Source organism: Streptomyces sp. NBC_01176 (genome assembly GCF_045039825.1).
GTDB lineage: Bacteria > Actinomycetota > Actinomycetes > Streptomycetales > Streptomycetaceae > Streptomyces.
The window spans coordinates 5,436,828-5,456,857 of record NZ_CP108600.1 but is presented as its reverse complement, the minus strand read 5'-3'; the positions used below and the strand labels follow the sequence as shown (position 1 = coordinate 5,456,857).

Here is a 20,030-nt window from a genome sequence, read left to right as displayed (position 1 = left end):
GTTGAACCGCGTGGCTGCGCTCGACCGGGTCGCGGCGGGGAGGAGTGCCACGATGACCGTCCTCGAAGACAGGATCGAGATGGCCGACGACAACCACGAACTGACTCTGGACACCCTGTTCGAGTCGATGGAGCGGACCACCCCCGAGGGATACAAAGTCGAGATCGTCGAGGGAACCGTCTTCACGGCACCGCAGCGGGACACCCACTGGGAAATCATCCTCGACATCGTCGAGCAGTTGCGCACCAAGTACCCGCGCAGGCGCGTGAAGTCCGACGTGCGCATCGACTATCCGGGCCATCTCAACGGGTTCGCCACCGATGTGACGCTGGTGGCGGAGGACGCCGCCAAGGACTCCAAGGGGCTGTGGAACTGCCAGGACGTCGAGTTCGTCGCCGAGGTCATCTCCAAGGGGACGGCGGCCAACGACTACGGCCCCAAGAAGACCGCGTACGCGAACGCCGAGGTGCCGGTCTATCTCGTCGCCGACCCCTACCAGGGCAAGTGCCATCTGTACACCCAGCCCAAGGACGGCGACTACATCACCGAGACGACCGTCGCCTTCGGCGGAGAGGTCGACATGACGACCACCCTCCTCGGCCTCACCGTCAAGACGGACGACTTCCCCCGGGACTAAGGGCTGTCCCGTAAGGGCTGTCCCGGCGTTCCACTCTTGCCTAGAGCGCACTCCACGCCGTTGGGTGGGGAGTCATGAAGTACACGCAGCTCGGACGCACGGGACTCAAGGTCAGCCGGCTCGTCCTCGGCACCATGAACTTCGGTCCGCAGACCGACGAGGCCGACAGCCACGCGATCATGGACGCGGCACTGGCCTCAGGGATCAACTACTTCGACACCGCGAACGTGTACGGCTGGGGCGAGAACAAGGGCCGTACGGAAGAGATCATCGGGAACTGGTTCGCCCAGGGCGGCGAGCGGCGCGACAAGGTCGTGCTCGCCACCAAGGTGTACGGCAACATGGCCGCCGAAGGCGACGCCTGGCCCAACCACGACAAGCTCTCCGCGGTCAACATCCGGCGGGCGGTCGACGCCAGCCTCAAGCGGCTCCAGACGGACTACATCGACATCTACCAGTTCCACCACGTCGACCGCCGCACCCCTTTCGAGGAGATCTGGCAGGCGATCGACGTCCTGGTCCAGCAGGGCAAGATCCTCTACGTCGGCTCCAGCAACTTCCCCGGCTACAAGATCGCCCAGGCCAACGAGATCGCCGCCCGCCGCGGCGGCACCATCGGCCTCGTCAGCGAGCAGTGCCTCTACAACCTGGCCGAGCGACGCGCCGAGATGGAGGTCATCCCGGCCGCGCAGGAGTACGGGCTCGGGGTCATCCCCTGGTCGCCGCTGCACGGCGGACTGCTCGGCGGGGTCATCCGGAAGGAGACGGAGGGCGGCCGCAGGGCGGGCGGCCGGGCCGCCGAGTCGCTGGCCAACACCGCCATCCGCGCGCAGATCCAGTCGTACGAGGACCTGCTCGACAAGCACGGGATCGAGCCCGGCGAGGCGGCGCTGGCCTGGCTGCTGACCCGGCCCGGCGTCACCGGCCCCATCGTCGGCCCGCGCACCGCGCAGCAGCTCGACTCCGCCCTGCGCGCCGTCGAGCTGGAGCTGTCGCCGGAGCTGCTGTCCGCGCTGGACGAGATCTTCCCCGGCCCGGGTCCCGCGCCGGAGGCCTTCGCCTGGTAGCACGCCCCCACAGGGCGTCCAGGGAGTCGTCAGGGGTGCGGGAACCATGCGGCCTGTCCCACGGGACCGGGGCGCGCGGTTCCCGCGCCACCCGGCGGGTCCGGGCTGTCCCTGGTTCTCCCGGGGGGTGCCCGGTTCTCCCGGGTGCTCCCCGGTACTCCCGGTGGCTCCCCGGTGGAGCGCGCCGATCGCGGGCGGGCCGCCTACTTGACCGCCGCCGCCAGCGCCACCACGACGAACATCAGCACGAGCACACCGGCCATGATTTGGTTTCGGGTCTTGGGATTCACGCCATTGAGGTTAACCGGCGGTCCCCGGCCCCCTTCAGCCGCCCGCCCCGGCCAGCGCCCACCGCGCCACCGTCTCGTAGCGCGGCTGCTCCCCCGGGACCCCCGACCTCGGCAGATTGCTGCGTACGAGACACAGCTCGCCCGCCGTCCAGGGATGCCCGGCGAAGTCGTCCAGGGCGGTGACGTACGCCTCGAAGTCCGCGGCCTGCCTGCTGCGGGCCACCGTCAGATGCGGGCGGTAGCGGCGGTGCTCGCCCATCGGGACGCCCGCCCTGCGCGCCGCCGCCTCCGCGCGGTCGGCGAGCAGGCGCAGGGTGGTGACGTCTCCCGACACTCCGGCCCACAGGGCCCGGCCGCCGAAGTGGCCCCCGCCCCGGAGGGCGAGCGGGACGGGCGGCGTGCGCCGGGCGGCCCGGGACAGCCGGTCCGCGAGGGGACCGGTGAGCTCCTCCTCGACCTCGCCGTAGAAGGCGAGCGTGAAGTGCCAGCCCGGACGGCCCGTCCACCGCAGACCGTCCGCGCCCGGCAGCCGGTGCAACGCGTCCACCGCCGCGCCGAGTTCACGTACCGCTTCCTCGGGTGGCAGCACGGCCGCGAAGAGTCTCATGGCCCCACTGTCCCAGGATCGGGGGCCACGGTCGCCGGTCAGACCGCCGTCGCCAGCCGTTCCTTGGGGACGAAGCGCACCTGCGGATGGCCGCGGTGCCAGCCGACCGACAGGCGCAGCCCGCCCACCCGGGCCAGGACCAGGCCGACGGCCGTCGCGGCGGCGGCCGAGACCAGACCGCCGAGAGCGAAGCCGACGCGCGGACCGTAGGCGTCGGTGACCCAGCCGACCAGCGGCGCCCCGAGCGGCGTACCGCCCACGAAGACCATCATGAACAGCGCCATGACACGGCCGCGCATGACGGGGTCGGTGGCCATCTGGACCGTGGTGTTCGCCGTGACGTTGACCGTCAGGCCGAAGACCCCGATCGGGACCATGAGCAGCGAGAAGAGCCACAGCGACGGCACCACGGCCGCCACCGCCTCCAGCAGACCGAAGGCCAGGGCCGCCGCGATCAGCACGCGCAGCCGGGCCGTGCCGCGGCGGGCCGCGAGCAGCGCGCCGGCCACCGAGCCGACCGCCATCAGCGTGTTGAAGAGGCTGTACGCGCCGGCGCCCGCGTGGAAGACGTCGTCCGCGTAGGCGGAGAGCCAGACGGGGAAGTTGAAGCCGAAGGTGCCGATGAAACCGACGAGGACGATCGGCCAGACCAGGTCGGGGCGGCCGGCGACATAGCGGAGGCCCTCGCGGAGCTGCCCCTTGCCGCGGGGCGCCCGCTCGACCATGTGCAGGTCGCGGGAGCGCATCAGCAGCAGACCCGCGATGGGGGCCACGAAGGACAGTCCGTTGAACAGGAACGCCCAGCCGGTGCCCACACCGGTGATCAGCACGCCCGCGACGGCGGGGCCGACGAGGCGGGCCGACTGGAAGTTGGCGGAGTTGAGGCTGACCGCGTTCTGCAGCTGGCCGGGGCCGACCATCTCGGAGACGAAGGACTGGCGGGCCGGGTTGTCGACGACCGTGGCGAGGCCGACGGCGAAGGCCGCCAGGTAGACGTGCCAGACCTGGACGTGGCCGGAGAGGGTCAGGAAGGCGAGCGCGAGCCCGGTGAGGCCCATGGCCGTCTGGGTGGCCAGCAGGGTGGGGCGCTTGGGGAGCCGGTCGACCAGGACGCCGCCGTAGAGCCCGAAGAGCAGCATCGGCAGGAACTGCAGCGCGGTGGTGATACCGACCGCGGCGGAGGATCCGGTGAGGCTCAGCACCAGCCAGTCCTGGGCGATGCGCTGCATCCAGGTGCCGGTGTTGGAGACGACCTGGCCCAGGAAGAACAGCCGGTAGTTCCGGATCTTCAGGGAGCTGAACATCGAGGACGACGAGGCCGCCGAGGGCGCGCGGGGTGCCGGGGGTGCCTGGGGTGCCGGGGTCGGCGAAGAAGACGGGGAGGCCGCCGTGGCCGAGGGGGTCCGGGATCCGGGTGTGCGGGACGGGCGGGTGGCGCCGTCAGGGGTGGGCGGGGAGTCGTGGGTGGCTGGTGCGGGGGCGGAGTCTGCTCCGGATCCCGTACTCAAAAGGGCTCGCCTCCTTGGGGGCACGGACGACGGTGTCCAGGGTGAGGGCGTGCCGGCCGGACGTCGGTCGGCACGCCGGGCGGGGCATCAGATCTGCGCGAGTTTCTCCAGGACGGGAGCGGCCTCGCGGAGCTTCGCCCACTCGTCCTCGTCCAGGGCCTCGACCAGGCCGGCCAGCCACGCGTTCCGCCTGCGGCGGCTCTCTTCGAGCATCGCCTCGGCCTTGTCGGTCTGCGTGACGACCTTCTGTCGCCGGTCCTCGGGGTGAGGCTCCAGCCTGACCAGGCCCTTGGCTTCCAGCAGCGCGACGATGCGGGTCATCGAGGGCGGCTGCACATGCTCCTTGCGGGCGAGTTCACCCGGCGTGGCGGAGCCACAGCGGGCCAGGGTGCCGAGCACCGACATCTCGGTGGGGCTCAGCGACTCGTCGACCCGCTGGTGCTTGAGTCGACGTGACAGCCGCATCACTGCGGAGCGCAGGGCGTTCACGGCGGCAGCGTCGTCGCCATGGGTGAGGTCAGGCATGTATTTAGCTTAACTCATTACTCTCGCTAAAGAGCATCGGGGTGCCCGTGACACGGACCACTGAACCCTTACGTCACTCATACGAGTGAGTCCCGTGCGGAAAGTGACCCGTTCCGCGGCGAAGTCCGGCGACCCTCGACTCCATGGGGACCACTGTGCTCAGCCTGCGGATAGACGGGGAGCTGCTCGACCGGCTCCGAGACCACGCCGCCAAACGCGGAATGAGCGTCCAGGACTATGTCGTCCGGACGCTCATTCGCGATGACTTCGACGAGCGGTTCCAGACCGCGGTCGAGGAGACGGAGAAGTTCTACGGGGTCACGTGAGCCGGGGAGCCCGGGAGATTCCGGGAGTGCCCGAGGACGGGGACGCCGGGACGCGTGGCCCCGCCCGTCAGGTGAGGCCGAGGGCCGGCATGAGGTAGTAGAAGGCGAACACCGCCGACACCACGTACATCGCGACCGGGATGTCGCGGCCCCGGCCTGCCGCCAGGCGCAGCACCACGAAGGTGATGAAGCCCATGCCGATGCCGTTCGTGATCGAGTAGGTGAACGGCATCATCACCATGGTCACGAAGGCCGGGATAGCGATCGTGTGGTCGGCCCAGTCGATCTCACGGACCGAGCCCGAAAGGATCAGGAAGCCGACCGCGAGCAGCGCGGGGGTGGCGGCCTGGGACGGGACCATCGTGGCGATGGGGGTCAGGAAGAGCGCCACGGCGAAGAGCGCGCCGGTGACGACGTTCGCGAAGCCGGTGCGCGCGCCCTCGCCGACGCCCGCCGTGGACTCCACGAAGCAGGTGGTGGCCGAGGAGGAGCTGGCGCCGCCCGCGGCGACCGCGATGCCGTCGACGAAGAGGACCTTGTTGATGCCGGGCATGTTGCCCTGTGCGTCGGTCAGCTTGGCCTCGTCACTGACGCCCATGATCGTGCCCATCGCGTCGAAGAAGCACGACAGCAGCACGGTGAAGACGAAGAGGATGCCCGTCAGCACGCCGACCTTGCCGAAACCGCCGAAGAGGCTGACCTTGCCGACGAGTCCGAAGTCCGGGGTGGCGACCGGGTTGCCCGGCCACTTCGGGGTGGTCAGACCCCAGGACGGGATCGTGGCGACGGCGTTGACGATCACCGCGAGCACCGTCATGGTGACGATCGAGATGAGGATCGCGCCCGGCACCTTGCGCACGATCAGCGCGAGGGTGAGCAGCGTGCCGAGGACGAAGACCAGCACCGGCCAGCCGTTGAGGTGACCGTCGGAGCCGAGCTGCAGCGGCACGGTGGTCTGGGCGACGTCCGGGATGCGGGAGACGAAGCCGGAGTCGACCAGGCCGATCAGCATGATGAACAGGCCGATACCGATCGAGATGCCCTTGCGCAGCCCCAGCGGCACGGCGTTCATGACGCGCTCGCGCAGCCCGGTGGCGACCAGCAGCATCACGATGAAGCCGGCCAGCACGACCATGCCCATGGCGTCCGGCCAGGACATCCGCGGGGCGAGCTGGAGCGCGACGACCGTGTTCACACCGAGGCCGGCCGCCAGCGCGATCGGCACGTTGCCGATGACGCCCATGAGGAGGGTGGTGAAGGCCGCGGTCAGGGCGGTCGCGGTGACCAGCTGGCCGTTGTCCAGGTGGTGCCCGTACATGTCCTTCGCGCTGCCCAGGATGATCGGGTTCAGCACGATGATGTAGGCCATCGCGAAGAAGGTGGCGAGACCGCCGCGGATCTCGCGCGGGATGCTGGAACCGCGTTCGGAGATCTTGAAGTAGCGGTCGAGGGCGTTCCGCGCGGGCCGGGACTCCGGCTCCTGCGGGGCGGGGGCCTTGGTGGCGGCCGAGGTGGACATGCGGGTCCTCAAGCGTGCGGGGGGGACGGGGAACATGATCGAGTCCGGCCGGCGGTCGATCGCCACCAACGGGATTCCCCGGTCGCTGTTGGTGTTTCCTACGAATACAACTGGCCAGACTCGGACTGTTTCAGTATGAACATATGAATCGGAAATCGCTATCTCCGCGCGTAGACCGTTGGTAGGCCACGGGAACACGGGTGCGAGCATCGTCCGGTCCGCGGCCTCGTAAGCTGTGCCCATGGCGAAGTGGACCCCCAAGCACGAGGCGCCGGAGCCCCTGGAGGGGCCCGTCGTCGCCACCATCACGGGCGGCACGATCCTCTGGTTCGTCCTCTTCCTGGTGCAGCTGCCGTTCTACGGCTGGTACGACGACCACGGGCACACCTGGTGGGTGTGGACCTGCCTGGCCGGCGCGGGCCTCGGACTGATCGGCATCTGGTACGTCCGCAGGCGCGACGCCGCGATCAAACGGGCCGCGGCGGCCGGCACCGCGCCGTCGTCCACCGCCGCGGAGTAAGCGGCCCCGCCCGGCACCCTCCGCCCTCCGGCCCGCAGACTCCGACCAGGGCATCACGGCCCGCCGTCCCCCGTCCTCCCCTGGTCGGATCTCCGGGGCACTCGGCAGGTGAAGCCCCCCTTCCGCACGTACCGTCGAATGCATGACGCACATCGACGCGGGCGCGGAACTGGATCCGGTGCACCCCGTGCCCCTCCCCGCCCCCGGGCGGGCCAAGGGGCTGTCCGCCGCCGAAGTGGCCGAAAGGGTGGCGCGCGGCGAGGTGAACGACGTCCCGGTGCGCAGCAGCCGCTCACTGGGCGAGATCGTCCGCGCGAACGTCTTCACCCGGTTCAACGCCATCATCGGTGTGCTCTGGCTGATCATGCTGTCCGTGGCTCCGTTCCAGGACAGCCTGTTCGGGTACGTGATCATCGCCAACACCGGGATCGGCATCATCCAGGAATGGCGGGCCAAGAAGACCCTGGACTCGCTCGCGGTGATCGGCGAGGCGAAACCGACGGTGCGCAGGGACGGGGTCGCCGCCGAGGTCAGCACCTCGCGGATCGTGCTCGGGGACGTGATAGAGATCGGCCCCGGGGACAAGATCGTCGTCGACGGCGCCTGTGTGGAGGCCGACGGCCTGGAGATCGACGAGTCGCTGCTCACGGGTGAGGCCGACCCCGTGGTCAAACGCCGCGGCGACAAGGTGATGTCGGGCAGCTTCGTGGTGGCGGGCGGCGGCGCGTTCACCGCGACGAAGGTGGGCCGGGAGGCGTACGCGGCACAGCTGGCCGAGGAGGCGTCGCGGTTCACGCTCGTCCACTCCGAGCTGCGCAGCGGTATCTCCACGATCCTCAAGTACGTGACGTGGATGATGATCCCGACCGCGATCGGTCTGGTCATCAGCCAGCTCGTGGTCAAGCAGCACGGCTTCAAGGACTCCGTCGCGCGGACGGTCGGCGGGATCGTGCCGATGGTCCCCGAGGGTCTCGTCCTCCTCACCTCCGTCGCCTTCGCGATCGGCGTCATCCGGCTCGGCCGGAAACAGTGCCTCGTGCAGGAACTTCCGGCCATCGAGGGCCTCGCCCGCATCGACACCGTCTGTCTCGACAAGACCGGCACCCTCACCGAGGGCGGCATGGACGTCACCGAGCTGCGGCCGCTGGGAGGTGCCGACGAGTCGTACGTACGCAAGGTCCTCGGCGCGCTCGGCGAGTCCGACCCGCGGCCGAACCCCTCCCTCCAGGCGATCATCGACGCCTACCCGGACAGCGAGGACTGGCGCTGCGTCGAGTCGCTGCCCTTCTCCTCCGCCCGCAAGTACAGCGGGGCGTCCTTCAGCGAGGGCAACGGCGAGTCCGGTACGTGGCTGCTCGGCGCCCCCGACGTGCTGCTGCCCGCCGGGGACCCGGCGCTCGCCGAGACCGATCGGCTGAACGAGGAGGGGCTGCGGGTCCTGCTGCTCTGCCGGGCCACCAGGGACCTCGACGATCCCGAGGTGAAGAAGGGCGCCCGGCCGACCGCGCTGGTCGTACTGGAGCAGCGGCTGCGCCCGGACGCGGCGGACATCCTGCGCTACTTCGCCGAGCAGGACGTCAGGGCGAAGGTCATCTCCGGTGACAACGCGGTCTCGGTCGGCGCGGTGGCCGGGAAGCTCGGTCTGAGCGGCGAGGTCGTGGACGCGCGCCGGCTTCCCGACGAGCGGGAGGAGATGGCGAAGTCACTGGACAAGGGCACGGTGTTCGGGCGGGTCACCCCGCAGCAGAAGCGCGACATGGTGGGCGCGCTGCAGTCGCGCGGCCACACGGTGGCGATGACGGGCGACGGCGTGAACGACGTCCTGGCCCTCAAGGACGCCGACATCGGCGTGTCCATGGGGTCGGGTTCGGAGGCGACCCGGGCGGTCGCCCAGATCGTGCTGCTCAACAACAGCTTCTCGACGCTGCCCTCGGTGGTGGCGGAGGGCCGCCGGGTCATCGGCAACATCACCCGGGTCGCGACCCTGTTCCTGGTGAAGACCGTCTACTCGGTGCTGCTGGCGGTGCTGGTGGTGTGCTGGCGGGTCGAATACCCCTTCCTGCCCCGGCACCTGACCCTGCTGTCCACCCTGACGATCGGCATCCCGGCGTTCTTCCTCGCGCTCGCCCCCAACACGGAGCGGGCGAGACCGCACTTCGTACGGCGGGTCATGCGCTACTCGATCCCCGGCGGTGTCGTCGCCGGGGTCGCCACCTTCGTGACCTATCTGGTGGCCCGTCACCACTACACCGGGCCCGACCAGTTGAACGCGGAGACCAGCGCGGCGACGCTGACACTGTTCCTGATCTCGATGTGGGTGCTGGCGATCATCGCCCGGCCGTACACCTGGTGGCGGATCGTCCTGGTGGCCTCGATGGGGCTGGCGTTCCTCGTCGTACTGATCGTGCCGTGGCTCCAGCACTTCTTCGCGCTGAAGCTGGTCGGCACGCAGATGCCGTGGATCGCGGTGGGCATCGCCGCGGTGGCGGCGGCCTGCCTGGAACTGCTGTGGAGAGCGGTGGACCGCCGCATTCCCACGTGAACCACCCGGTGGGTCACGCGGCGAACCACACGGTCCCCGCACCCCTGGCGGGGCGGCGCGGGGACCGCACGGTGGAGTACCGCGAGCCGGTTACTGCACGTCGACGTAGTCACCCGTGGCGCTGACGCCCGGGGTGGTCGTCGTGCCCGCGAAGGAGTAGCGGTAGGTGCCGTCGACGGACGCCGTGACCGTCGTCTTCAGCGCGCCACCCGTGGTCGTCTTGACCGTCTTGACCGTGGTGTAGGTGCTGGCGCCCTTCTTCTTGAACTGCAGCTTCACCGGCTGGCCGGTGTAGCCCGGGTACTTCCCGGTCTGCCAGCTCGCGCGGGTCAGGGCGCCGGTGACCGTGATGGTCTTGCCCTTCTTCACCGGCTCCGGGGCGGCGTTCACCGTCAGCTTGGAGGCGCGCTGGATGTAGAAGCTCTTGGCGTTGTCCTTCTGGACGTAGTTGGCGTCCTTGCCCTGCGCGATCGCCCAGACCTTCCAGGTGCCCGCGTGCGCGTCGAGCAGGTCCTGGTTGGCCTGGACCGTGAAGGTCTCCTTGCAGTTCGAGGTCGTGCTGCTGACCGCGGTGCAGGAGGCCTTCTGGCCCTCGTTCGGTACGGCGCCGTTGTCGGCGTCGTCGATGTTCGCGCCGTGGTACAGCACGGCGAGCGCCATGGCGATGCCGGAGTTGTCGGAGGCCGTGAAGGTGACCGTGAAGGTCTTCTTCGTGGTCGGGCCGAGGACGATCGCCTTGCCGCCGTTGACGACGACGTTGGAGATCTTGGTGTCACCGTGGGTCTCGTCGGTGGGTGACTTCACCGTGTTCGTCTGGACGCTGCGGGTGAGCGCGGCGGCGCCCGGGGCGTCGGCGGCCTGAGCGGCCGGGACGACAAAGGCGGAAAGGGCCAGGGCGCCGGAGACGGCGGCCACAGTGGCGCGTGTGCGCATGCGATCCCCAAGTGGAGAAAGGGGCCCCGGTGGTGAGTGATCGTTCCTCACGGCTCGTCTTCCCTTGGGGCCCAAGTGATCGTGGAGTCTGTTGACTCGGGTGATCAGATTCGCGGCGGTGACGAATGGTTGTACGGGTGGTGAAACTTTTGTGCGGTCATGACGCAGGTCGCGCCGCGGGACCGCCGGAGGGGGCACGGACGAGCGCGCACACCCTCCGACGGGCCGGTACCCGGCTCCCTCCGACGGACCCCGTATCCGGCCTCAGTCGAACCAGCGGTCCCGGGCCAGTTCCGCCGTGCGGGACGGGTCCTCCAGCAGGGCCGCGACCTCGAAGCGGCGCGGCCACTGTCCGGCCGCCCAGGCGAGGCCGGCCGCCACGCCCTCCAGGGTGGACGCGTGCAGCACCCCGTCCCGGGTGCGGCGCCAGTCCAGCTCGGTGCCGTCGACGACGAGTTCCTCGTGCTCGACGTACGAGGCGGGGGCCGAGGGGCCCAGCAGGATCCGAACGGACTCCGGTACGTCGTGTTCGGCGCCCTCGGAGGTCACCTCGCCGGTCACCGACTCGCTGAGGCGTCGCACCTGGAACAGTTCGGCGAGGTCGGCGGCGCGGGACGGGCGGACCGGGAGCAGGGGCATCCCGCCGGTGAAGGGCAGCAGGTCGGGCGAGTCGACGACCACGGCGTCGGCGGCGTCCACCACGGTCACCCGTCCGTCCAGCACGGCGCGCAGTTCGTCCGGCAGGGTCACGCGCTCGGGCTCCAGATCGGCCAGGGCGCCGTACAGGGCGTGCAGTTGGGCACCCGAGACCTCGCGGTCGGGGTCGGCGAGCCGTTCGAGGAGCTCGGCGGCGCCCCCGGGTTCGTCCAGCAGGGCGGCGACGGACGTGCGGACGCCCAGCGCCCGCAGCACCTGCTCGTCGTCGAAGCCGGTCGCGTCGGCCTCGTCGTAGAGCCCGCGCAGGAGCGGGTCGCCGCCCGCGGCGAGCAGCCCGGCCGGGTGACGCCCGTCCAGGACCGGGTGGCCGCGCAGCCACCACGCGGAGTACGGCCGGACGATCTCATGGGTGCCGTCCGGGAGCAGGATGCGCACCGGCTGGGTCAGCGCGTCGCGCAGCGGCGGACGGGACAGCAGGGCGAGCGCCTGCGGCCACCGCTCGTCGTCCACCAGGTCCAGGTCCCGTACGGCGACGATCTCGGTGGCGACGGGCGGTACGGGGGTGTCGGGCAGCCGGTCGAGGACGTCCTCGCACCACACGTCGACGGCGTCCAGCAGCCCCGCGTCGTCGGGTTCGGCGAAGTCGGTGTCGCGGGGCTCCAGTTCGTCCGGGTCGAGGACCACGTCGGTGGCGCGCACCAGGGCGAAGTCGGCCAGCACGCCACAGGCGGCGAGCGGCTGCTCGCTCCACCGGTCGGCCCATTCCGAGTCCACGAAGGCGAGTTCGCCCTCGCGCATGACCTGCGCGAACGGGCTGCCGGGCAGCACCAGTTCACCGGCGGGAGCGAGTTCGCCCTCCTCGTCCGGCAGGGCGAGGGCGCCGAGCCAGGGCTCGTCGCCGGGTTCGAGCGCGGCGTCACGGACCAGGGCGAGGACCAGTTCCGCCACCTCCTCGGCGTCCGGCGCCTCCTGGTCCCAGCCGACCCCCTCGTCGTCGAGCGAGGCGGCGACGGCGGCGCGCACCTGCGGGGTGGTGAGGACCGCGCGGGGAGTGGCCGGGAGGGCGCCCAGCTTCTCCAGCAGCGGGTGGGCGGCGTCCGAGTGGGCGACCTTGAGGCCGAGGCGGGCGAGGGTGTCGGGCGCGGCGGCCCGCATGTCGTCGGAGCCGGGCAGCAGGATCTGCCGGGGCCCCACCGCCGTCCGGCCGTCGGCGAGCGGCACGGGCAGCCCGGACAGCCGGTCCGGGTCGACCCCGGCCAGGCTCTCGTACAGCCGCCACCACCAGCCCGGGTCCTTCTCCAGCCCGGCCAGCCGGTCCACCGCCTCGGCGAGCGGGACGCGGGCGACGCCCAGCGTCCGCAGCTCCACCCGGCGCTCCAGGCCGGCGGGCAGCAGGCTGGGCAGCACCTCGGCGAGCACCCGGACGGTCTCGGCACCGGCGCCCTCGACGACCTCGGCGTCACGGGGGCGCAGGGCGGCCGGGTGCTCCGTGGCGCTGCTCTCGGGCCAGTCGGCGACGTCGTCCTCGCCGGTGTTCTCCGGCGGGGCGGCCGGCGGCAGGAAGGCGGTGCGCGGCAGCCGGTCGAGGATCGCGCGGCGCAGCACGCCGTCCAGCTCGCCCTTCCCGAGCGGGCCCGGCACCAGGTCGATGATCCCGGAGTCCACCGGGCTCCAGGCGGCGAGCAGTTCCGCGTACGCGTCCGCCGCGCGCTCCACCAGGAAATCGGTGAGCGGGCCCGGGGCGGCGTGCCGCCGGCTGGTGTCGAGCGGCAGGGAGGCGATGAGCAGGGCGGGCACGCCGAGCGGCTCGTCACTGGGGGTCGGCGCGTGGACGACCGGGCTGGTGCGGGGGCGGCCCGGGGTGCCGTCGGTGTCGACCGGGACGGCCCAGGTCACCGACCAGTGCGGACGCAGCCGTTCCTCGACCGGACGGTCGGCCAGCAGGGCGGGGTCCAGGGGGCCGTGGTGGGAGACGGTGCGCCAGCGGGTGGCGCCGTCCCGGGAGTCCTCCAGGGTGACGCCGTGCTCCTCGGTCCTGCGGCGCAGCGTCCGTACGTCGCCGCCCGTGCCGCCGTCGCCGATCTCGACGACCACTTCCTCCAGGCCGGGCAGGGCGAGCAGGAGCGCGTCGTCGAGCCCCCGCAGCAGGCGCTCGGCGAGATCCTCGGCGGCGGTGTCCCGCAGCGGCAGGATGACGGCGGTGTCGTACGGGTCGGGGGCGGTGCCCTCGGCCGCGAACGGCAGCCGCAGCAGGGGCACATGGCCGTCGCGGCGACGGATCTCGTCGCCCAGGCCCGGACTGTGGCGGGCGGTGTCCGCCGCCAGTTCGCGGGCCTCCGCGAGGGACCAGCGGATACCGCCGTGTCGGCCGACCACTGCGGGCTCGTCGGTGACCGCGACGACCGCGGCGAAGCCGACGCCGAAGCGGCCGACGGCGGTGTCGTGGGCGTCGCGCTTGGCGGAGGCGCGGAGGGTGGAGAGCGACTCGACGCCGGCCGCGTCGAGGGGGGCGCCGGTGTTGGCGGCGACGAGGACCCCGTCGCGGAGGGTGAGCCGGAGGCGGCCGGGGACGTGGGCCCGGGCCGCCGCGTCGGCGGCGTTCTGGGCGAGCTCGACGAGGAGACGGTCACGGTATCCGCCGAGGACGAGGTCCTCCTCGGCGTTGGCGTCCTCGCGGAACCGGGCCGGGCTGGTGGCCCAGGCGTCCAGCACGCCGCGGCGCAGGCGGGCCGTGCCGAACGGGTCCGCGCCCTCGGGTGCCGGTTGCACGAACTTGCTCACGGTTCACTCTCCCTCTCGCTTCGCGCGACCGCGAGCGCTGGGCTCGGTCGCGGCACGAAGGTACCGTGCGGGGCGGTGGGGGGCGGTCGCGCGTTGCCCTGCCGGGGGCGCCCGGGGTCCGGTGGTGGGCTGTGCGACGGGGCCGGCTGCGGGTGGGTGGGGGTTGAGCGCGCAGTTCCCCGCGCCCCTTCAGGGCAGCACCCGGCAGGCACGCCACAGGGGTGGCCGGGAGCCGATGGCGGACTGCACCACGTGCCCTGCCTGCGGGCCCGTGAGGGCTGAGCGCGCAGTTCCCCGCGCCCCTTCAGGGCAGCACCCGGCAGGCACGCCACAGGGGTGGCCGGGAGCCGATGGCGGACTGCACCATGTGCCCTGCCTGCGGGCCCGTGAGGGCTGAGCGCGCAGTTCCCCGCGCCCCTTCAGGGCGGCACCTCAGGAGGTCGTCTTCAGGGCGGCGCCTTCAGGCGGTCGTCTCAGAGGGTCGCCTTCAGGGGGTTCTCCGAAGGGGCGGTGCGTGGTGTCAGCCCGTCCGGCGTTTGAGGACGAGGCCGTTCAGGCCGGAGCGGGGGGCCGGGGGCGGCGGCCCCCGGTGACGGGACACCGGGGTTACGAGTGGCCCAGTTCGGACGACGGCTCGTCCGGGGTGATCGAGACCGAACCGGAATCCGGCGAGGGCCGGAGCGGGAAGGGATCGACCCGGGTCTCGTCGATGACCGGCGGCGCCGGCCGCGGCGGCGTCGGCATGACCGCGGCCTCGGAGTGCCCCCCGCACCCGTACGAGAGCGCCACGACCCGCCCGTCCGCCGGCGAGAACTCATTCGCACAGACACCGAACGCCTGTCCGAGCGAGCCCCCGATCGGATTCAGGAAGCCGCAACTGACGCACGACGCGGGCGCCGCCTGCGCCATCGCCGTCTTGGGCCCGTACGACTCCTCCCACCGGTCGGCGGCGACATGCAGCCCGTACCGGGAGAGCACCCGTGCCCGGCGCAGCCCGAGCTCCTCCGCCACCGCCGCGATCGAACCGCGGCGCGGCGCGAACGGAAGGTGCGCGGGAACGCCCTCCGTCACCTCCGCGTCCTCCGCCTCCACCAGCTCGGCCATGTCCTGCGAGACGGCGGAGTTCGGCGCGGGCTCGTCCTCACCGGAGAAACCGGGCTCGAGCCGCAGATCCTCGGCGTCCGTGGGCAGCAGGTCACCGGGGCCCATGTCACCGGGCCGCAGCCGCTCGCTCCACGGCACCCACTCGGGCGCGAGAAGGGCGTCGGCACCGGGCAGCAGCACCGTCTCGTCCAGGGTGACGATCTTCGCCCGGGAGGCACGGGCGACCGTCACGGCCCAGCGCCAGCCCCGGTAGCCGAACTCCTTGCACTCGAAGTAGTGCGTGACGACACGGTCCCCCTCGGAGACCACCCCCACATGTTCGCCGACGACGCCGGGGGCGGCTGCCTCCTCGGCGGCGGTGCGCGCGAGGTCGACGGCCTCGGCGCACAGACGGTCGGGGGTGCGGCTTCGCGTGGTCGCTGCGCTCACAGGTATCGCTTCTCTCCTACGCCGTCTCACGGGTGCGCCCTTCCTCGGCGGCGGTGCGGACGGAGCGGACCGGTGGGCCGCGTCGACGTCCGCGCCCGATCGCGCTCGGGCGCACCTACGCCATCCATTCTGCGGGATGGCCGAGAGGCGCGCGGCCGAGAACAACCGCCGCAGGCGCGTTACGCACGCTACCTTCTCCTGAGCCCTGGGCCCACACCGGCGGGGCGCTTCCGCACTCCGCGCCGGTGTTCTTCGCCGCCGCGAGGCGCCGTTTTCCCACCCTCCGCCCCATCTCGGCCGGACCGGAAGGGACATTCGCCGCGCCGCTCCCGGTCGGCCGGAGAGCCCGCCCGGCCCCTTCACGGGCGGCCCGGCACGGGCCCGCACCGGCCCCACTCGGCCTCTATACGCGCGGTAACCGCACTACCCACGCCATTCTCGGGGCACTATTGCGGAGTGGCAGCCGCGAGGTCGCCCCAAGGAGCCGCCGGAATCGGCAGCGCCAAGGGGAACATTCGAAGCGGCGGATCGGGCCGGATGAGCGGGTCCGTCCGCGCGGTCGGCCGTGCCCTGCACTTCCCGTTCACCGGCACGGCCCGCGGAATCCGCAAGGCGACGCACGCGCACGGGGCGGGCGAGTCGGGCCTCGGCAAACTGATCGAGCTGCACGCGGTCAACGGCGCCGGCGACGTCATGATCACCATCGCCCTCGCCTCCACCGTCTTCTTCTCCGTGCCCACCGACGAGGCCCGCGGCCGCGTCGCCCTCTACCTCGCCATCACCATGGCGCCCTTCACCCTCCTCGCCCCGGTGATCGGCCCGCTCCTGGACCGCCTGCCGCACGGCCGCCGGGCCGCGATGGCCGGCGCGATGCTCGCCCGGGCGATGCTCGCGCTGCTGCTGTCGGGCGCGGTCGTGAGCGGCAGCCTGGAGCTGTATCCCGCCGCGCTGGGGGTGCTCGTCGCGTCCAAGGCGTACGGGGTGGTGCGCAGCGCCGTCGTGCCCCGGCTGCTGCCGCCCGGGTTCTCCCTGGTGAAGGCCAATTCACGGGTCACCCTCGGCGGACTCCTCGCCACCGGCGTCGCCGCGCCCGTCGGAGCGGGACTGCAGGCCCTCGGTCCGCGCTACCCGCTCTACGGCGCCTTCGCGATCTTCGTCGCGGGGACGTTCCTGTCGTTCACCCTGCCACCGAAGGTCGACTCGGCCAAGGGCGAGGACAGGGCGCTGCTGGCCGCAGACGAGGACCATGTGCGCGGGCCGCAGCGGGAGAGGGCACCGCGTCCGGGGCTGCGCACCGTCGGTACGGCCGTCACCCACGCCCTCGCCGCCAACGCCGCCCTGCGCTGCCTCTCCGGCTTCCTGATCTTCTTCCTCGCCTTCCTGCTGCGCGAACATCCGCTCGCCGGCGAGAGCGCGGCCGTCTCGCTCGGGATCGTGGGCGTGTCGGCCGGCGCGGGCAACGCGCTCGGCACCGCGGTCGGGGCCTGGCTGAAGTCCCGCGCCCCCGAGATCATCGTCGTGACCGTCGTGGCGTGCGTGCTCGGCGCCGCGATCACCGCCGCCCTCTTCTTCGGGGCCGTCCTGGTGGCCTGCCTCACGGCGGTCGCCGGGTTCTCGCAGGCGCTCGCCAAGCTGTCCCTGGACGCGCTGATCCAGCGGGACGTGCCGGAACTCGTACGGACCTCCGCCTTCGCACGCTCCGAGACGCTGCTGCAGGTGGCCTGGGTGTTCGGCGGCGCGATCGGCATCGTGCTGCCCCTCAACGGCACGCTGGGCCTCTCCGTGGCGGCCGCGATCGTCGCCGTCGGATGGCTCACCACCGTCCGGGGGCTGATCGGCGCGGCCCGGCACGGGGGCACGGCGCGGCCACGCGTGGCATGACTGCGGCACGCCGCACCCCACGTGGGGAGAGCGGTGGACGTGCCCGATAGCCTTCGGCCATGACCTCCCTGCCCCGCGGCAGAGCCGCCAATGGACATCACCGTCGCGCCGTTGCCGCTCTCGGCGCCGTTTCCGCCGGACTTCTCGTCCTGTCCGCCTGTGACAAGCCGACGCCGCTGGCCACGATCACGGTCGGCAAGAGCTCGGTGAGCTCCGAGACCGACTGCTACAACGACGGCAAGGCGGTGAGCAGCGCGGACCTGGCCAAGTGCCTCAAGGCCAAGGACATCAAGTCCATCAAGGTCGACCCCGACGACACCGTGCGGTTCGGCGTGGACCCGAAGATCGCGGACAACGGCTGGACGATCCTGATGAACGGTCAGCCGCTGACCGAATCCAGCAAGAAGACGTACCGGACGATCCCGGGAAGCGTGTTCTTCAACGCCCAGTACGGAGCCAGCGGCAACTCCACGCTCGTCTCCGTCAAGGAGGGCGACAAGACGGTGACCGGACTGTGGTCGTTCAAGCTCGAGAAGGACGCCTGATCGCGGCCGCTGGGCCGAAGGTGCTGGTGGCCACCGCCGTCCCGGTCGAACGGGACGCGGTGGCCGGGGCGTTCGCGGGCCCGCACCATGAGGTGCGGCTGCCCGGGGTGACCCTGCACCGGCTGTCGCCCGCCCTCGTCGTCACGCCGCCCGGCGCCGCCTCCGCCGCCGGGCCGACCCTCGATCTGCTGGCCGCCGGTGTCGGCCCCGCCCTCGCCGCCGCCTCCACCGCCGCCGCGCTCACCGCGGCCGCCCTCGAAGGCGCCCCCTACGACCTGGTCGTCTCCGCCGGGATCGGCGGCGGTTTCCAGCCGGACGCACCCGTCGGGTCCCTCGTCGTCGCCGACGAGATCACCGCCGCGGATCTGGGCGCCGAGACCCCGGACGGGTTCCTCCCGGTGACGGAACTCGGCTTCGGCACCGTCACTCACCGTCCGCCGGAAGCACTCGTACGAGAGCTCGTGGCGGTCACCGGCGCACGCGCCGGGGCCGTACTGACCGTGTCCACCATGACCGGCACCGCCGAGCGCACCGCCGCGCTGCGCGTCCGGCATCCCCATGCCCTCGCCGAGGCCATGGAGGGCTTCGGTGTGGCCGAGGCCGCCGCCGCCCACGGCGTGCCCGTACTGGAGCTGCGCGCGGTGTCGAACGCCGTCGGCCCGCGCGACCGCGCCGCCTGGCGCATCGGCGAGGCTCTCGCGGCCCTCACCGAGGGTTTCGGGAAGCTCGCGCCCGTCCTGGAGAGTTGGAACCCACATGAGCCCTGAGAAGCTGCCCGAGCCCCTGCGGATCGCGTACTCGCCCTGCCCGAACGACACCTTCGTCTTCGACGCCTGGGCCCACGGCCGCGTCCCCGGCGCGCCCGCCCTCGACGTGACCTTCGCGGACATCGACATCACCAACGGCATGGCCGAGCGCGGCGAGTTGGACGTACTGAAGGTGTCGTACGCCGTGCTGCCGTACGTTCTCGACGAGTACGCGCTGCTGCCCTGCGGCGGCGCGCTCGGCCGGGGCTGCGGCCCGCTGGTGCTGACCCGGGAGGCGTCGGGCGGGGACACCACCCAGCCCGAGCGAAGCCGAGGGCTCGGGGGGCTCACGGGCGCTACGGTCGCCGTGCCGAGCGAGAGGTCGACGGCGTACCTGCTCTTCCGTCTGTGGGCGGCGGACCAGGTGCCGGGCGGCGTGGGCGAGATCGTCGTGATGCCGTTCCACGAGATCATGCCCGCCGTACGGGACGGGAAGGTCGACGCCGGACTCGTCATCCACGAAGCCCGTTTCACGTACCAGAACTACGGCCTGCACAAGCTCGCCGACATGGGGGAGCACTGGGAGCTGACGACCGGGCTGCCCATCCCGCTCGGCGCGATCATCGCCAAACGCTCGCTCGGGCAGGAGCGCCTGACCGAACTCGCCGACGCGACCCGCGCCTCGGTCCGCGCCGCCTGGGACGACCCCGAGGCCTCCCGCCCGTACGTCCTCGCGCACTCCCAGGAGATGGATCCCGCCGTCGCCGACCAGCACATCGGCCTGTACGTCAACGAGTTCACCGCCGACCTCGGCGAGGACGGCTACGCGGCGATCCGCGGCCTGCTCACGCGCGCCGCGGCCGAGGGACTGGTGCCGCCCCTCGGCCCGGACGCGCTGAGGTTCCCGTAGTCCGGCGTCGCCGTGACCAGGGGTTCCCGTGACCGGGGCTATACGTCGAGTTGGTCGGCGACCGCCCGCAGCAGGCCCGCGATCTTCTTCCCGGAGGTCTTCTCCGGGTAACGGCCCTTCTCCAGCATCGGTGTGATGTTCTCGAGGAGGGTCGTCAGGTCCTGCACGATGGAGGCCAGTTCGTCCGGCTTGCGGCGCTGGGCGGCCGCGACGGAGGGGGTCGGGTCCAGGATGGTCACCGAGAGCGCCTGGTCGCCGCGCTGACCGGCGACGACACCGAACTCCACACGCTGGCCCGGCTTGAGAGCATCGACTCCGGCGGGCAGGACCGAGGAATGGACGAAGACGTCGCCGCCGTCGTCGCGGGAGAGAAAGCCGAAGCCCTTCTCGCTGTTGAACCACTTGACCTGGCCAGTCGGCAAGGCACACGCTCCCTCTATCGGTCCCGGACGCTCCTGGGCGCCGGTTGAACTGCCGTTGAAGCAGCCTACCGGGGGTCTCTC

At 71.8% G+C, this 20,030-nt stretch carries 17 protein-coding genes; 9 read left to right on the top strand and 8 right to left on the bottom strand.

Annotated features, from left to right (window positions below; all coding sequences use genetic code 11):
• The first annotated feature begins 52 nt into the window (after nucleotides 1–52).
• A complete protein-coding gene (locus OG199_RS23590; protein ID WP_405831125.1) occupies nucleotides 53–637 on the top strand; it encodes a Uma2 family endonuclease in 585 nt (194 codons plus the stop codon).
• 74 nt (nucleotides 638–711) lie between these two features.
• The gene (locus tag OG199_RS23585) at nucleotides 712–1,704 is read left to right on the top strand and encodes an aldo/keto reductase (RefSeq protein WP_356806544.1); all 993 of its coding nucleotides are present in this window, start codon (nucleotides 712–714) and stop codon (nucleotides 1,702–1,704) included.
• Nucleotides 1,705–2,028: 324 nt separating this feature from the next.
• Here the strand turns inward: OG199_RS23585 and thpR are convergent, their stop codons facing one another.
• From thpR to OG199_RS23570, 3 genes are all read right to left on the bottom strand, one after another.
• Nucleotides 2,029–2,601: an RNA 2',3'-cyclic phosphodiesterase gene (gene thpR / locus OG199_RS23580; RefSeq protein WP_356806545.1), complete on the bottom strand. Its 573-nt coding sequence runs from the start codon at nucleotides 2,599–2,601 to the stop codon at nucleotides 2,029–2,031.
• A gap of 38 nt (nucleotides 2,602–2,639) precedes the next feature.
• Entirely contained in the window at nucleotides 2,640–3,905 is a 1,266-nt protein-coding gene (locus OG199_RS23575; protein ID WP_405831122.1) for an MFS transporter, read from the bottom strand.
• A gap of 291 nt (nucleotides 3,906–4,196) precedes the next feature.
• Nucleotides 4,197–4,634, bottom strand: coding sequence for a MarR family winged helix-turn-helix transcriptional regulator (locus OG199_RS23570; protein WP_266699923.1), 438 nt, complete (start codon nucleotides 4,632–4,634; stop codon nucleotides 4,197–4,199).
• A gap of 143 nt (nucleotides 4,635–4,777) precedes the next feature.
• Here OG199_RS23570 and OG199_RS23565 point away from each other — a divergent pair, with 143 nt between their 5' ends.
• Nucleotides 4,778–4,960: a ribbon-helix-helix protein, CopG family gene (locus OG199_RS23565; RefSeq protein ID WP_356806548.1), complete on the top strand. Its 183-nt coding sequence runs from the start codon at nucleotides 4,778–4,780 to the stop codon at nucleotides 4,958–4,960.
• A gap of 67 nt (nucleotides 4,961–5,027) precedes the next feature.
• On the opposite strand, the gene OG199_RS23560 is transcribed toward OG199_RS23565, so the two are convergent.
• Nucleotides 5,028–6,479: an NCS2 family permease gene (locus OG199_RS23560; RefSeq protein WP_356806549.1), complete on the bottom strand. Its 1,452-nt coding sequence runs from the start codon at nucleotides 6,477–6,479 to the stop codon at nucleotides 5,028–5,030.
• Nucleotides 6,480–6,720: 241 nt separating this feature from the next.
• Between OG199_RS23560 and OG199_RS23555 the strand changes: the two genes are divergently transcribed.
• Together OG199_RS23555 and OG199_RS23550 are read left to right on the top strand one after the other, a co-directional pair.
• Nucleotides 6,721–6,999, top strand: a complete 279-nt coding sequence (locus OG199_RS23555; protein ID WP_266699925.1) for a DUF2530 domain-containing protein — start codon at nucleotides 6,721–6,723, stop codon at nucleotides 6,997–6,999.
• A 142-nt stretch (nucleotides 7,000–7,141) separates the two neighbouring features.
• Nucleotides 7,142–9,541 (top strand): HAD-IC family P-type ATPase, encoded by a 2,400-nt coding sequence (locus tag OG199_RS23550; protein WP_405831119.1) that lies wholly within the window; start codon nucleotides 7,142–7,144, stop codon nucleotides 9,539–9,541.
• Nucleotides 9,542–9,631: 90 nt separating this feature from the next.
• Here OG199_RS23550 and OG199_RS23545 read toward each other — a convergent pair whose 3' ends face one another.
• From OG199_RS23545 to OG199_RS23535, 3 genes are all read right to left on the bottom strand, one after another.
• The gene (locus OG199_RS23545; RefSeq protein WP_356806552.1) at nucleotides 9,632–10,474 is read right to left on the bottom strand and encodes a DUF5707 domain-containing protein; all 843 of its coding nucleotides are present in this window, start codon (nucleotides 10,472–10,474) and stop codon (nucleotides 9,632–9,634) included.
• 264 nt (nucleotides 10,475–10,738) lie between these two features.
• Nucleotides 10,739–13,912, bottom strand: a complete 3,174-nt coding sequence (locus tag OG199_RS23540; RefSeq protein WP_405831117.1) for a sacsin N-terminal ATP-binding-like domain-containing protein — start codon at nucleotides 13,910–13,912, stop codon at nucleotides 10,739–10,741.
• A gap of 606 nt (nucleotides 13,913–14,518) precedes the next feature.
• Complete coding sequence (locus OG199_RS23535) at nucleotides 14,519–15,445, bottom strand: DUF3027 domain-containing protein (protein WP_401800353.1); 927 nt, start codon at nucleotides 15,443–15,445, stop codon at nucleotides 14,519–14,521.
• Between the two features lie 456 nt (nucleotides 15,446–15,901).
• Between OG199_RS23535 and OG199_RS23530 the strand changes: the two genes are divergently transcribed.
• Genes OG199_RS23530 through OG199_RS23515 form a run of 4 tightly spaced genes read left to right on the top strand, consistent with a single transcriptional unit; the run spans nucleotide 15,902 to nucleotide 19,527 of the window.
• A complete protein-coding gene (locus OG199_RS23530) occupies nucleotides 15,902–17,326 on the top strand; it encodes an MFS transporter (protein ID WP_356808086.1) in 1,425 nt (474 codons plus the stop codon).
• Between the two features lie 59 nt (nucleotides 17,327–17,385).
• Nucleotides 17,386–17,871, top strand: a complete 486-nt coding sequence (locus OG199_RS23525; protein WP_401800351.1) for a DUF2771 domain-containing protein — start codon at nucleotides 17,386–17,388, stop codon at nucleotides 17,869–17,871.
• Between the two features lie 26 nt (nucleotides 17,872–17,897).
• Nucleotides 17,898–18,638 carry a futalosine hydrolase gene (locus OG199_RS23520; protein WP_356808083.1) on the top strand — a complete coding sequence of 247 codons (741 nt, stop codon included), beginning with the start codon at nucleotides 17,898–17,900 and terminating at the stop codon, nucleotides 18,636–18,638.
• On the top strand, nucleotides 18,628–19,527 hold the full coding sequence (locus tag OG199_RS23515) for a 1,4-dihydroxy-6-naphthoate synthase (protein ID WP_405831114.1): 900 nt from the start codon (nucleotides 18,628–18,630) through the stop codon (nucleotides 19,525–19,527). Before OG199_RS23520 ends, OG199_RS23515 begins: the two co-directional genes overlap by 11 nt.
• Before the next feature lie 38 nt (nucleotides 19,528–19,565).
• On the opposite strand, the gene OG199_RS23510 is transcribed toward OG199_RS23515, so the two are convergent.
• Complete coding sequence (locus OG199_RS23510) at nucleotides 19,566–19,949, bottom strand: cold-shock protein (RefSeq protein WP_323138390.1); 384 nt, start codon at nucleotides 19,947–19,949, stop codon at nucleotides 19,566–19,568.
• Nucleotides 19,950–20,030: the final 81 nt, after the last annotated feature.